9 protein-coding genes and 3 pseudogenes are annotated in these 13,896 nt (G+C 50.8%); 6 read left to right on the top strand and 6 right to left on the bottom strand.

Annotated features, from left to right (window positions below):
- Positions 1 to 629 precede the first annotated feature (629 nt).
- Positions 630 to 1,388, top strand: a pseudogene (locus tag VI340_RS09825) (ISH6 family transposase); the annotation flags it as partial.
- On the opposite strand, the pseudogene VI340_RS09820 reads toward VI340_RS09825, so the two are convergent.
- The 6 genes and pseudogenes from VI340_RS09820 to VI340_RS09795 all read right to left on the bottom strand — a co-directional run.
- Positions 1,388 to 1,912 (bottom strand): annotated as a pseudogene (locus VI340_RS09820) (IS66 family transposase); the annotation flags it as partial. The pseudogenes VI340_RS09825 and VI340_RS09820 overlap by 1 nt on opposite strands.
- A gap of 291 nt (positions 1,913 to 2,203) precedes the next feature.
- Positions 2,204 to 2,788 (bottom strand): annotated as a pseudogene (locus VI340_RS09815) (IS66 family transposase); the annotation flags it as partial.
- 119 nt (positions 2,789 to 2,907) lie between these two features.
- On the bottom strand, positions 2,908 to 3,819 hold the full coding sequence (locus VI340_RS09810) for a glycosyltransferase family 2 protein (protein WP_146417095.1): 912 nt from the start codon (positions 3,817 to 3,819) through the stop codon (positions 2,908 to 2,910).
- A gap of 283 nt (positions 3,820 to 4,102) precedes the next feature.
- Positions 4,103 to 4,432, bottom strand: a complete 330-nt coding sequence (locus tag VI340_RS09805) for a hypothetical protein (protein ID WP_146417096.1) — start codon at positions 4,430 to 4,432, stop codon at positions 4,103 to 4,105.
- A gap of 627 nt (positions 4,433 to 5,059) precedes the next feature.
- A complete protein-coding gene (locus tag VI340_RS09800; protein WP_146417097.1) occupies positions 5,060 to 6,292 on the bottom strand; it encodes a glycosyltransferase family 61 protein in 1,233 nt (410 codons plus the stop codon).
- A gap of 5 nt (positions 6,293 to 6,297) precedes the next feature.
- Positions 6,298 to 7,239, bottom strand: a complete 942-nt coding sequence (locus VI340_RS09795; RefSeq protein WP_186764069.1) for a UDP-glucuronic acid decarboxylase family protein — start codon at positions 7,237 to 7,239, stop codon at positions 6,298 to 6,300.
- Between the two features lie 99 nt (positions 7,240 to 7,338).
- Between VI340_RS09795 and VI340_RS09790 the strand changes: the two genes are divergently transcribed.
- The 5 genes from VI340_RS09790 to VI340_RS09770 all read left to right on the top strand — a co-directional run bounded on the left by VI340_RS09790 (position 7,339) and on the right by VI340_RS09770 (position 13,522).
- The gene (locus tag VI340_RS09790) at positions 7,339 to 8,205 is read left to right on the top strand and encodes a hypothetical protein (RefSeq protein ID WP_146417099.1); all 867 of its coding nucleotides are present in this window, start codon (positions 7,339 to 7,341) and stop codon (positions 8,203 to 8,205) included.
- An 88-nt stretch (positions 8,206 to 8,293) separates the two neighbouring features.
- Positions 8,294 to 9,253, top strand: coding sequence for a hypothetical protein (locus VI340_RS09785; protein WP_336358279.1), 960 nt, complete (start codon positions 8,294 to 8,296; stop codon positions 9,251 to 9,253).
- A 135-nt stretch (positions 9,254 to 9,388) separates the two neighbouring features.
- Positions 9,389 to 10,273, top strand: a complete 885-nt coding sequence (locus tag VI340_RS09780) for an IS1595 family transposase (protein WP_146417100.1) — start codon at positions 9,389 to 9,391, stop codon at positions 10,271 to 10,273.
- 229 nt (positions 10,274 to 10,502) lie between these two features.
- Complete coding sequence (locus tag VI340_RS09775; RefSeq protein WP_146417101.1) at positions 10,503 to 12,308, top strand: ABC transporter ATP-binding protein; 1,806 nt, start codon at positions 10,503 to 10,505, stop codon at positions 12,306 to 12,308.
- A 245-nt stretch (positions 12,309 to 12,553) separates the two neighbouring features.
- Positions 12,554 to 13,522 (top strand): IS1595 family transposase, encoded by a 969-nt coding sequence (locus VI340_RS09770; RefSeq protein WP_146417102.1) that lies wholly within the window; start codon positions 12,554 to 12,556, stop codon positions 13,520 to 13,522.
- Positions 13,523 to 13,896 lie beyond the last annotated feature (374 nt).

Here is a 13,896-nt window from a genome sequence, read left to right as displayed (position 1 = left end):
TTGGGATAGAATGCCCAACAGCATAATTATAGTGGGATTAGATGACGATTCATTCAAAAACTGCCGTTCCAAGCTCCCCCTCCACGGAGTCATGTCCTTTCACGAATACATGCATCCTTGCGCTTTATTTTTTAATTACCAGCTCTGAACGGGGTAGTTGGATAGCGGAAATGAGAATCAGCCGGTAGAGATGGCTCTCACGGTGATTCCAGTTTTCGTCCACCAAGCATTGACTGCAGCTGCGATGGTCGTTACTTCCCGAACGAGTCAGGAGAGCGCTGCCTGAACACCACGAAACAGTCAGTTTTTGTATGATTTGACGGTCAGTTTCTGTTGCTACCGCGGCGTAGATTGAGACCGCTCCAATTCACCGCTCCGAACAAGTGAGGTCTACCGAATCACGGCAATCTCTGCTGAAAGCTGTCGCTCACCGACCACCGCGTAGGCCGTGGGCTGACCACGGTCAGCCCGCGGCCGTTGCCTGTGATGCCGGTACACCAACGCCGTTCGCTTTGATCTTCCACTGCCGACGCAACTCCTCGGTCGTGTCCCAAAGTCCTCTAGAGTTCAGTAGCAACTGGCTCCCGTGAAGAACGGGACGCCTCTGGTGTCCACCCAAGAGGTGTCCCATGCACGCCACAATCGACGTGCGGTTGACGGTTAGCATTGACGACGACAAAACGATACCGCTGGCCACGCTCGCCGAGTTCGTCACTGACCAGAACGTCGAATCAGTTCTTCTCGAAGGACTGGTCGAGAGCCTCGACGCGAGCCGCCTCGAGGCGCTCTGTGGCGAGAAACACGCCCACGGCAATGGTGAACAGCGATTCCAACGCGCCGGTACCGACACCCGCACGGCCGTCACAACTGCCGGTGAACACGAATTCGACCTTCACTACGTCGAAGATACCGCCGCTGACCACGACGAATCCAGCTACTTCCGGCCCGTCGAAGATGTTCTCAGCTTCGACGGGCAAAACCGCTATCAGCAGGACATTGCAACCAAGAGCGTCGATCTCGCCACCTCGCTCAGCTATCGTGATGCTGCTGACCACGGCGACGGCATCCTCTCGGAGATGCCGTCGCCGACCACAATTAACCGTCGCGCCAAAGAGTACGGCAGCAAGCTCAAGCAATTCCTCCCCGACTGTGTCGCTGACACAGACGCTGATGCAGTTATTCCTGACGGCACGAAGTGTCACAGTCAAGACGACGACCGCGCGTACCACTCCGTCCAGGCCACGCTCGGCGAAGACACTGCCGAGGAGTCACGCTCCCTGCTAGATCTCTCGGTCAATGCTGATTGGGACGAGACAGCAGCCGACCTCGATGACATCGACGCAGTCACTGACGACGCGACGGTCGTCAGTGACGCTGAGGAGGGCATCGATGGATTTCTCTCGGTAAAGGCAGTCAGATCATCGTGGAGTTCGTGCAACTCATCACACAACTGCTGCGCTTCGTCGTACCGATCAGCAACGAACTCCGCCTCCCGCAACAAGTGTGCCGAGCATCGCTGTAACTTCGTGTGATACGCTGGATAGGCCGACCAACCGTCACAGCTGAGCGTAGCGTCCTCGGCGAACTCCTCGCCGAGGACATCCTCTAACACCTGACTGCCTCGACTCTCATCAACTGTGTACAGCACTTCATCTTCAGTTACGAACGTCCAGACCCAGTACCGTTCACCGTCTACGGGAAATCCCGTCTCATCGACATAGATCACGTCGCTCTCCGCTACGCTATCTTTGACTTCCTCATATGCGGGTCGCAGCCGGTCTGCGACCCGCTCAGTCAAGTTATAGATCGTTCGATGAGAGACTGGTTCGTCAAGTTTCCAGTCGAAGAGCTCAGCTTGTTTTCGATTAGGGAGCCGTTCGTGGAACCGACCGAGAGCGGTTTGGGCCATGATAATGGCACAGAAAAGGTTTGAAAGCTAATGCGTGAGAAGAAAATAACGGCCTGAAATAGCCGTGCACTAGGTGCACGGTGATTTAAGAGTGTTTCAGGATCACCCTCACTTTGCCAGAATTTTCTTCTGCCAACTCATCGGGTTCCGAATATAGCCAGAAGGAATCTTGATACGTCGATTTTCACCGGCCACATATAAACGACCGTTCCACCGTATTCTGCTCTCCAAGAATTGGGAGTAGAAGGCTCTTACTGCCATAACTGAGAATTAGCTTTCAGATCGCGCCGAGGTCATTATGTTTGGCCCAAACCGCCCGGTTTGCGGGCAATCTGGGTGCTCAGCGACTACTTCGTTGCCGCAAGAGCACTCATGTTTGCCAAGCTTGTACTCAACGACGGTTGTTGGAATAGGAAGCGGCGTGTCAATAACGATTTGTGACGTGTAGCTGTCTGGATCGGTGAGAACGTGCTCACAGTCAGGGCAAAACCCGTTGTCGACAAAGCGTGTTTCTTCAGGCTCTGGCGGTGTTCTTGTGGTTCCTTCGTGACCCTCCTCACGGCCAGGCGAAGAGTCGCTGGCGGCATCATCGCCGCCAGCTGACTCTTCTTCCTCATCGTCAGTCTCGTCATCATCGGAACCGTTGCTACCACCACCTCCACCAGCACCGCCCTCCTTGCTGGGAGGCGTATTCGCGTTTTTGTATTGCTTGAGCTCTGCCTCAAGCTCATCAATCCGCTCCTGCTGTGCGGCAAGTTGCTGGCGAAGCCACTGATTCTCTGCGCGAAGTCTAATGACTTCCTGACGGAGAGCTGTCTTGCTATCAGCTTGGATCGCCGAAATCGGTAGATTCGGCGATCCACCTGTCCCGAGAGACACTCTTGATTCGGCTGATGTGCGCCAGCAAGGAGTCAGCTACGAATTCGGCTGGAGTGCTATCCAACTACTGAACGGGAGGTTGCCATACTAAGTCCTTACGTATGCGCTATTCCACGCTCTTATTTTAGATATTTTCCAACAGTTTCTTTGATAATCTTGGCAGTGTCAAATACACTATGATTTAGTAAACTAGCGAAATAAAAATACAAATGTCTTGGGTTTGCTGGAGCATAGCGAACGGCTTCCCAGAAATGCTCCTTTGAAGCACCAAGGTTGCCCATTTCAGCATAGTGGTGCCCTCTCTGATAATGCGTGTTTGCGATGGCCGACGAAGACATTTTTTTACCATGCTTGTCAATGAAGCGTTCGTGGCCCTGTATCCGACGGCCAGGATCAGCTGAAATGCGACTATCGTGTTGGTAGTGGTCTACTAGTACCTCATCAATACCGACTATTTCGTAGTTCTCAAGAATCCGAACATAGAGATCTAAATCTTGACGGGCCTGAAAGGATGGATCGAATCCACCGACCTCCGCAAGAATGTCCCGGCGAAAGGTAGTTGCAGAAAGACTTCCGATCGGGTTTTGCTGAAGTACAGACTGTTGATCAACTGAGCCAGGTTCAGCCCGAGATGTCCTGATCTTCTCATCATCTTCTGCCCGACGGATCGAATACGACGTGTATACCCCAGCTTGCTTGTTAGGTGCTGGGTTGAATGCATCAATAACCTTCTCAAGGTACTCCGGTCTAAGGGCATCATCAGAGTCAAGAAACGAAACGTACTCACTGGAAGCAAGTTCAATTCCCACGTTTCGAGCAACACATGCTCCTTGATTTGAACTTAAGCGGTGATATGTTATTCGAGGGTGTTCGCAATTATCCATCATAGAAGGAGTTGCGTCCGTTGAACCGTCATCTATGATAATGTGCTCCACGTTCTCCTCTGTCTGTGCGAGTACGCTGTTGATTGCGCGAGGAAGAGTGTCCGCACGATTATAGGTGGGTGTAATAACACTAATAGAACCAGGCATTAGTTGTTACCTCAGTTTGGTACTTGCTAGGTCAATAGATTATTACTACTTGGCTTTGTTGCTCTACCTCTTACCTGCAAAAGTTGGTTTTTTAAGTCCTGTAGACTGGTATGCTACCGAGAGCGAGGCTAACAATTTTATAAAGCTGACAGAATTCGTATGAAATATACTGCTTCTTGACGCTTACTGGCCTCATTTCTGAACATAGATTCTAATTTGGCAGCTTAGCATTCTACATTAAATTCCTGTCTTACTTTTTTTACGGCCTCTCGATTTCTCGAGCCTAGTCGATGGTCGTTCGAACGGCCTCGGGGGTCTGGATGAGGTTATACCGTTCGACGAGCCGGGCAGTGAATGTATCGAGCGAGGCCGCAGGCTCGGCCAAGTGCTCCCGGGCAGCCAGCCTCAGGATTTGGAAGTCGTGTTTGTTCTTCAACCGCTTGCGTGCCGGCCAGTCCACATCCGTGTCGCAGTCCCCACCGTTGATGTCGTCGTGACAGCTTCGAAAGAGATAAACCCCGACATCAGGCTCTTTCTGCCAATGATGGTAGTCTAACCAACTGATCCCGAGTTCGTCAACCGTCCGTCGACACAGGGACAGGTCGGGCTCCACACCCAGCCGTACTGCTGCGCTCGCTTCGAGTACGCCTCGGTGAACTCACGCGTCCGGGGACAGTTCTCGGCAGTCTGAATCCCGTCACATAGGTGCCGATCCCAGTACGCCTGGACGAGTTCAGCCAGGTCTGACGGCGTCACCATATCGGTGTACGCGGCATCGACCACGACCGCGCTCCACCGGCGCAGTTCGACCTCGCAGTCCGAACACCGCGATTTGAACCACACCACGTACGACGGCAGCCCGTCTTCGTACCGCTCGACTTCCCCACCACAGTCCGGACAGAGAACCTAGATGGGTCGATCACGCAACTCGTCACTCTGTTCGATGACTTCGAGAACGTGAACACCGCGGACCTGCGTACTGAGCAAGTCAGTCTCGGCGTCACGTTCGGTGCTATGCGTCACTCCGAATGATTCATTTGAGTCAGCAGCGTTGATTTGCATGGGTTGTCGCTCCAGACAGCCCCTGAGTCGGTGCTCCTACACCGGCCCGCTTCTCATACCGAAACGGATAAATACGCAGGGACTGACATGAATTTGTTGGATTTATTATAAAAGTGCTTGCAAAGCGACTGAAACCGGTGGATAAATCGGTTACCCCCCGAGCACACCTTGTGTTAGATCAGACTGGTGGTTGTAATTTCTTGTCAAATATGTCACTGAGTAGCTCATCTAGATCGTCTGGATCTAGTATTAAATTATTCCCTTCAGATTTGGTAACCATAGATGTGTAGTCAAAGCCAAACATATCAGCCAAAAAGTGGAAGTGGGGTTTTATTGCTGATTCGGGGAACAATTCGATTATTATTGGGTCGTCCGCGAATATCATATTCAAAAGACCAGCCCCATGTGGCCCCATAATCACATCCGCTTTATAGAAGATCTCTAATTGCTCTTTGAAGCGAAGTGTTTCTAATTTATACGTCTCGAAACCGTATTCTTCTAAAATTCCATTAAGTTGATTCTGATTGACTACCTTCCTCCCTCTACTAGCTTCTTGCCGAGAAATGTAGACTTTCTCTGGACTATCCGAATTGGTGCCTGAGTCTGGTATATTCGACCTCATTCGGTCACGCAACCAACTAAAGTCCTTGATTGATGGATTATAATTTGATAATTCAGGTGTTTCGTAATTGAAAAAATGTGGGCGGTGCGTAGTAACAATCAGTTTTTCGACTCTTGTCCCATGCTGGTCCCATTCTGTGTATTTAGTAGAGTCATAGCCGGCTGCTTTGAGTGTATCACATACGAAGTCTCGTGGGTTCGACTCAATCAGTAAAGTAGGTTCTTCCCCTGTCTCTTTCTGATATAATTCAAGAAGTCGGAGTTTGGGTAGATATTCCATCATCCAATGATAATAACTTGGATCTGGGCATATGAGTGGGAACACACTCTCCTTTGATTTGCTAGGTCTGATTTTGAACCGTGATTTGGTATTATGTATTATGATTTCGCCTCTAACAAACGTATTCCCATTACGGAATCCAGAAGTTTCAGATATGAGATTTTTTCCTTTATATAACCCGGTAGCATGGGGACCTATCAAATCACAGTCTTCAATCTCATACACCGTCCCAGGACGGGGGTTGAATTTTTTTGGATAGGGTTTAAATTCACTGCGTAGTCGTTGGTTGTTCGACTCTGAGATGGAGAAACTGCTTTCCTTGCTCTCTTCCCAGAATTGATAAGTGTCTGTTTGTCCGACAATCTCGTCGGCTGTAACCTTTTGTCGATCAACTATTCGCCTTGTTAGGAATGGAACTGATTCTTTAAATAAGTCGGTTATACCATTTCTCGAATAATATCGGCATATCTTCTGGGGTAATGTCAGCGGTGGGCTATCGTTTTCACTCATACGTTTTACGAGAGATTTGATTTGAAATAGCTAATTGTCTTCTCCAGTCCTTCTGTTAGGTGTATTTCAGGCTCCCAATTCAACTCTGTCTTGGCTCGTGTAATATCGGGCCTGCGCTGGCTCGGATCATCTTCAGGAAGCGGTTCATAGGTGATGTCAGAGCTCGTATCGACAATATCCAGCACTTCGTGGGCTAGTTCTTTGATTGTCCGTTCGTTCTCTTTCCCAATATTGTACACGTCGTGCTCAGAATTCTCGACACGCATCAAAGATACGAGTCCAGTAATTAGATCGTCTACGTAGCAGAAGCTGCGGGTCTGTTCGCCGTTACCGTAGATCGTGAGGTCCTCACCGCGCAGCGCTTGCGTGATGAACGTCGGAACGACCCGCCCGTCGTCAGGTCGCATACGCGGTCCGTACGTGTTGAAGATCCGGACCGTTCGAGCATCGACGTTGTGTTTCCGCTGGTACGCAACGGTGAGTGTCTCTCCGAAGCGTTTGGATTCGTCATAGCAGCCTCGAACCCCCCGGATGTTCACGTTCCCGGTGTAGGTCTCTGGCTGCGGATGTACTTCGGGGTCGCCGTAGACTTCACTCGTGCTGGCGAACACCATCCGCGCGTCGCAGGCGCGAGCGTGATCCAAGAGTCGGCGTGTCCCCTGCGTATTCGCTAACGCGATGTTGACAGGGAAGTCAGTGAAGTCCGCTGGAGAGGCCCGCGACGCAAGATGGTAGATTCGATCTACAGACGGGAGCGATCCCGGGATTCGCACGTCGCGGTCGTTAACGGTGAACGAGGGATGGTCTTCGAGTTGCTCGATATTTTTTTGCTGGCCACTGCCGAAATTGTCGAGGCAGATCACTTCGTGTCCATCAGACAGTAATCGTTCACACAGGTGGCTCCCAAGAAACCCGGCCCCACCTGTGACCAAAATACGATGAGCCATACCCAAATCTATGGCTCAATACATATCAATCGCACCCATTTCCCACGGTAGACCGTATAGAATCATTAAACTCAATTGAGCACATAGAGTACGTGAACTATGGATAAGGGGTTTCTTTATGTTGCCACTGGGGAACAGTATATTGAAGAAGCAAAATTTTCAGCGCAAGTCACAAAACATCACATGGATTTGCCAATCACAGTAATCAGTGATAGAGAAGTGAATTCGCCATATATTGACAAAGTAATCATAGACGAGTCTCCTGACCGATCATTTTTTGATAAGCCAAGAAACCTGTTGAAATCTCCTTATGACAAAACGATCTACATGGATGGGGATGTGTTCTTGTTACAGCCTGTTCCAGAACTATTTGACTTGTTAGATAACGTTGACTTGGCCACAGCAATTGATCCTAATGAGTTTGAGTTGAGATATATGGATAACGTTGATTTTGGTGATGTCCCCGAGAGTGTTCCTCTGTTTCAAACAGGCGTTATAGCTTATAAACAAAACGAGGAATGTAAAGAATTCATAAGGAACTGGATCAACATTCATCAAAATAGCACCATCAAACGCGACCAGACATCTTTTCGAATAGCAATTGACGGAGCAAATATAAATCATATGACTCTTTCAAACCTGTATAATTGCTTAATAGAATGGCCGATGCAAGTAACCGGGGAAGTGAAAATAGCTCATGGTCGACTAGCTCAGGCCACCGTACAAGATATTGAGGATATAAATACCCACATGAATGTGACAGACAGGCCGCGGTTGTTTTATTATCCAACAAGGGGGGACATCTATGCTCCTGCAAAGCCCCGATTAAATTCTCTCACTCTGCCGCTATCAAAATGCTTGTCATACAGTTATTCCATAAAAAATTTATTGGGACTATTTTATTCAAGCTATCAACGTCGGGGGCTTATTGAAACTCTACGTCGCGCTGCTAGGTATGTTATGTGAGTTGTTCGCTACTCTGATGACCTGTCTACTAAGTTTTTATATACTCAGAACGCGACAGTATTGGTAGATGCTTCCAGACAGGTATAATATGCGCAATCTTATTCGTTCGGTGCGTAATCCAAAAATACTTTTTAAAGAGTCCTATAGATTATATAATTCATCTATAATGAAAGCCAACAGCTACCGTCTGAAACAGAAGTATGGGAAGGGCGTTGATGTAATGTCCGAGGATTGGGACAACCTGATTCTCTTAGACGCTTGTCGGTACGATTATTTTTTTGACGCCTACGAAAAATCTGATCTGGATGGAGATTTAGAGTGCCGGGTTTCAAGAGCAAGCCAAAGTTGGGAATTTATGGAAAAAAACTTCGAGGAAAGAGAGCTCCATGATACAGTCTATGTTACTGCAAACCCCCACGTAGAACTGTTATCAGATGGGATTTTCTATACAATCCACCCACTCCTCGACCAATGGAACAAAAAATTAGGGACAGTCCATCCTGAGGATGTGGTTGAAGCCGCACTTTCGGCTCACCGAGAGCATCCCAATAAGCGCCTTATTATTCACTTCATGCAACCACATCTGCCATTTCTCGGTTCTACTGCTCAAAAGGTACGACAGCAGGTCAATCTAAAAGGATTCAACAATAATGAGTTTCGTAATGGAAACGGACCATCTGGCAAGAGTTGGTACCAGTTCGTCAAGACGGATAAGATCTCACTCTCTGAAACGTCGCAGGCTTATAACGAAACACTTGAAATAGCGTTGGAGCACATTACAGTTCTCGTTGGCCAACTTGGCGGTAAAACAATAATAACATCTGACCACGGCGAACACTTGGGCGAGCGGATAGGACCCCTCGGAAAAAGACAATACGGACACCTTGGATGGGAAACAGATATGTATACAAAGGAACTGAGAGAGGTGCCATGGTTATCTATACCTGCCAATCAACGACGTGAGATTCAATCAGATAATCCAATAGAACACGACGCATTAAGCGATGAAATTCGAGATAACCGACTTGAAGCGCTCGGTTATTTATAGTCCCGAAGAGTTAGAAAATCAGATATGACGCACCAAGTAATAAAACTGAATCGCTCTTGCGAAGTAGATTGTTGATAGCGAGAGCTGCGGCTGAAAGTCGAAGAGGGCAAGGGCACCGCGCCAGCGGTGCCCGATATGTTCCCACTAAGCCGGTTCGTGTCGGAATCGGCTGCAGCGGACCTGCTGCAACAGGTTCGCTGGTGTGATGGTGTTGGATGCCCCCGCTGCCGTTCTGACCTGACGGTCAGAAACGGCAGCTATCGGGTGTATCAACGGTATTTGTGTAAGAATTGCGGTCGGACGTTTAACGACAAGACCGACACGATCTTCGCTCACTCGAAGCTCTCGCTAAAAGAGTGGTACTTCACGATCTACGTGTTCTTACGGTTCAACACAAGTATTCGACAGATTGAGGCGGAACTCGATCTTTCGTACAGAACGGTGAGACGGCGTGTCGAGCGCTTCGTCAGAGCGCTCGACGCGCCTTCGATCACGCTGTCAGGACCGGTTGAAATCGACGAAGTGTACGTGTCTGCGGGCCTCAAAGGCCGCGAGCGCGACCAGAAGTCGCGCTCGCGTGGCCTGTCCACGCGTGGACGAGGATCGTACGACGGCGACAAACTGCCGGTGTTCACGCTGGTCGATCGTGGCTCGGACGATCGGTACGTCGTGCCAGCGAAATCCGCCGACGAATCGACCATTCGACTCCTGCTTGCTGACCACGATGAGGAGTCGCTGACCGTCTATACGGACGGATTTCGGGCCTACGATCCGCTTGAAGAAGACGACGCATTCACCCGCAAATACGTCGTCCACGGCGACGGAGAATACGCTGACGGAGACATTCACGTCAACACCTGCGAGAGCCACGCGTCGCTGACGCGACGGTGGCTCTCGCCCCACCGAGGAGTGTCAAAAGACAAGCTCACGCAGTATCTCAGAGCCTTTCAGCTCCGCTGCGAACTCTACAGAAAACCAGGTGACGAAGCGCTCAAACATGCTCTCGCCGCTGCCCTCTGAAAATCAACAACGTGCTTCACAAGAGCGAAACTGAATTTGTGAGAATCCAATAGACCTCCGTGACCTAATTAATTCTAACCCTTCTAAGCCACGTGAGCCATGGAAGACAAGTAAGTTTTCGAATGCTGCCCGAACTCGCAGCCCGTATTTCTCCTGTGCCGCGAAATCAGAGTGCTTTTGTGGGTCATGTACCATCCATAGTGGTAGATGCGCCTTCGCACAGGTACACATGTCTGATTCGGAAAACACCACTGTCTCCCGTCGGGAGAAGATCGACGCGCTTCTCGATGTAGCTCGGTTCAACCCTAAGTTTACGGTACTGATCATTGGGCTTGGACTCGTTGCTGCGGTCCTCGAAGGGGTCGGTCTGAGTTTTATTCTACCAGTCGTTGAGATCGTCCAGGCAGAAGACCCCGTTGCCGAAGCTGACGGGCTCATGGCCGCGTTCGTAACGGTATACCAAACGTTGGGTATCCCGTTCACTCTCGGGTTCGTCGTTGTCGGCGTTGCGGCCGTGATGACAGCTCGGTACACGATGAGTTTCATTGTGGCTTGGTTCCGCGAAGCCCTGCGGACGTACTACATCCGGGATCTACAGATGCGGGCGTTCGGAAGCGCGTTAGATGCTCGCATCGAATATTTCGATGAGGAAGGCTCCGATGATATACTGAATGCGATTGTCACGCAGACGAACTACGCTGGCCGGGCGATTCAGCGGGTTGTGCGATTTACAGAAACGCTGTTCCTATCATTAGCATATTTGTTAATCGCACTACTAATCACTCCCTCACTTACAATATTTGCTCTTGTCGTTCTCGGAGGACTCACCGTATTGCTTCGGAATATTGTTGAACCAGGATATGAGATTGGAGAGTTAGTTGCTGAGGCTAACGAACAGAGACAGGAAGCGGTGCAAGCGGGGACACAGGGAATCAGAGACATCCGGATTTTCGGGTTAGCTGATGAACTGTATCAGGATTTCATGGATGCTATCGATCAGTTCACGGATTCTCGTATCAAACTCCGCCGTAACGAAGCTGCGATTAATAATTTCTACAATCTCGGTGTCTCCGTCTCCGTATTCGTGCTTATATACTTCGCACTAACCTTTGCGAACCTTTCAGTAGGATCACTTGGTGTGTTTCTGTTCGCTATGTTCCGACTAGGTCCGAAGGTGAGTGCATTGAACCAGCAGTTTTATAACCTCGAAAATGACTTGCCCCATCTCGTCCGAACTCAGAAGTTCATACAGAAACTGGACAATAATGAAGAGCCGAATGAACCCGTCCGTGACGTTTCAGCAGAGGTTGACCTCGTCGAATTCGATGACGTTCGATTCTCGTACGATAATGAAGAGCAGGTACTCTTCGGGGTTGATTTTGAGGTTGAGAAAGGCGAGTTTATCGCGTTCGTCGGACAATCCGGTGCTGGGAAATCGACTATCGTGTCCTTGCTGGCTCGTCTCTATGAGGTAGACGAGGGCGAGATCCGGGCGAACGGTGTGCCGATAGATGAAATGGACATCGATAGGTGGCGCGACCACCTTTCGGTTGTGCGTCAGAATCCGTTTATTTTCAACGATACCCTGCGATATAACCTCACGATAGGAAACCGGGACGTGACGGAAACAGAACTAGACCGTGTCTGCGAAATCGCACGGGTTGACAAATTTTTCGACGATCTACCTGACGGGTACGACACGATGCTTGGCGACGATGGCGTCCGCCTCTCTGGGGGGCAAAAACAACGTGTCGCGTTGGCGCGAGCCTTGTTAGAGGATGCAGACTTGCTGGTCTTGGACGAAGCAACAAGCGACCTTGACTCAAACTTGGAGCAGGAAGTCCAGGCGGCGATTGAAGCGATGGACCGAGACTACGCGATGATCACTATCGCACACCGGCTGTCTACGGTTCAGAATGCCGACCGGATCTACACAATGGATGACGGCGAGGTGACCGAGGTCGGGACACATACTGAACTGCTCAATAACGGCGGGCAGTATGAAGACCTGTACACGATCCAAGCGAAAGAGTGACTTACCGAACGAGACAGAGCATTAGTTCTCAGATATGTTGAGTGTATATATTGATCGTCACCCATTGAGACGGTGACACAGAAGGACTCTCACACTCTGTTCCGCCGGATTCTGACCTCTCGTTGGACGCATTCACGTTCGCCGGGCCGATGAAGGTAGCGCTGGCTTCTGTGGCCACCGAAAACGCTCTTCGGTAGACTGGCGGAACTAAGAGCATTAGTGCCTCTGGCCGGGCAGAAACGGATATGCACGAAGACCGCCCTGCCTTCGGTCAGAGGCTATCGGAACTTTCGGAGCTTGGAGTAATAGAATTTCGGCCCAAGCCGCTCGACGCCATCGTCGAGCGGCGTCTCAAGACAATCTGGGAGGAACGATCCTGCCCGCACTGCGGTGCAGACAGTCTCCATGCTCTCAGCGGCTCTGACCGTATCTGGTGTGGCCGCTGTGACTGGAAAACCACGTACACACGAGGCACACCTTTCTACGATTCGGAACTCACTCCCGGTGAGTTCCTCATCGCCTTCATCCTCTACGCTGATACGCTGCTCAGCATCACCCAAATCGCTGAACTCCTCTCACCGTGTTACACGACTCTTCACGACCAGCTCAGAGAGTTTGAAACCGCGTTCTGTCGGGGATTTCCGACAGTCTGGGAGCGCATCTCCCAGACAGTCGATGGGCCAACGCAGGTCGATGAAACACAGCAGGTGTGTTCGGGCTTCAAAGGTCAAGACCCGCCGCGGGAGGGACTCGACCGCGGCGGGTCGCCCGAGGGCGGACGCACCCGCTGGACAGGGGATCAGGGAGACGAACTGACGCTCGTCGCGGCCTGCCGCGACGTGCTTCGCGTGGTCTCAGCCCAAGAGGGAAGCGACTACGAAGATGATCTCGGGCCAGTTATTGAGGAAGCAGACGACCTCTCCCAGCCGCTGGGAGAGGTCTGGACTGATGGATTGCCAGCATACCGAGGCATGGAGCACGACCACCGATACGTTGTCCACGACGACCGGTACGTCTCCGGCGAAGGCGTCCACACGAACCAGGTAGAGTGTCTCTGGTCACTGCTCCAGCCGTGGTTGGCGAAGTTCCGCGGCCTGTCCAAGCAGGGCTTGGAGCAGGCCGCTCGGACCTACGGCTTCCTCCGGTCACTGAACCTTACTGGGGCACCGATCCACGGTCTCATAGATTGTATCGCCGTCAATGTATTCCGCTAGTTCCGCCAGTCTACCGAAGAGCGAGCAGAACTGCTCGGATTACCGGACGTGAACTGGGCGGTCGCACCGCACATCTTCTACTCTCGCGCTGACTACGACGTCTCTGAGGATTCTTCGCCGAGGCTGCCAGGACTCGGATTCGACTTCGCCGGGTTCGAACACACGGTTGATGGACAGCGGCTGCGATACCTGGGAATCGTCACCGATTGGGACGAGGATCTATTTGAGATCTATTTGAGATCTATTTACAGATCGTCCAACTCGGCAAGACAGCAGCTACCGGCGTCGTTGTCCTTCCGAATCGAGAGCAGATCTACGATTTCCTCCATTTCCTGAAAACCACCGAACTGACCCAAGATCATGGTGTGCTCCCG

Origin of the sequence: Haloarcula sp. CGMCC 1.6347 (assembly GCF_037078395.1) — an archaeon.
Lineage (GTDB): Archaea > Halobacteriota > Halobacteria > Halobacteriales > Haloarculaceae > Haloarcula > Haloarcula amylolytica.
This window is presented reverse-complemented; position numbering and strand designations above follow the sequence as displayed.

Coding starts and splice junctions, on each gene's coding strand:
- VI340_RS09770 (WP_146417102.1), top strand. CDS start 12,554: ATGCACGAAGACCGCCCTGCCTTCGGTCAGAGGCTATCGGAACTTTCG.
- VI340_RS09780 (WP_146417100.1), top strand. CDS start 9,389: ATGTTCCCACTAAGCCGGTTCGTGTCGGAATCGGCTGCAGCGGACCTG.
- VI340_RS09795 (WP_186764069.1), bottom strand. CDS start 7,239: ATGGCTCATCGTATTTTGGTCACAGGTGGGGCCGGGTTTCTTGGGAGC.
- VI340_RS09785 (WP_336358279.1), top strand. CDS start 8,294: ATGCGCAATCTTATTCGTTCGGTGCGTAATCCAAAAATACTTTTTAAA.
- VI340_RS09800 (WP_146417097.1), bottom strand. CDS start 6,292: ATGAGTGAAAACGATAGCCCACCGCTGACATTACCCCAGAAGATATGC.
- VI340_RS09790 (WP_146417099.1), top strand. CDS start 7,339: ATGGATAAGGGGTTTCTTTATGTTGCCACTGGGGAACAGTATATTGAA.
- VI340_RS09810 (WP_146417095.1), bottom strand. CDS start 3,819: ATGCCTGGTTCTATTAGTGTTATTACACCCACCTATAATCGTGCGGAC.
- VI340_RS09775 (WP_146417101.1), top strand. CDS start 10,503: ATGTCTGATTCGGAAAACACCACTGTCTCCCGTCGGGAGAAGATCGAC.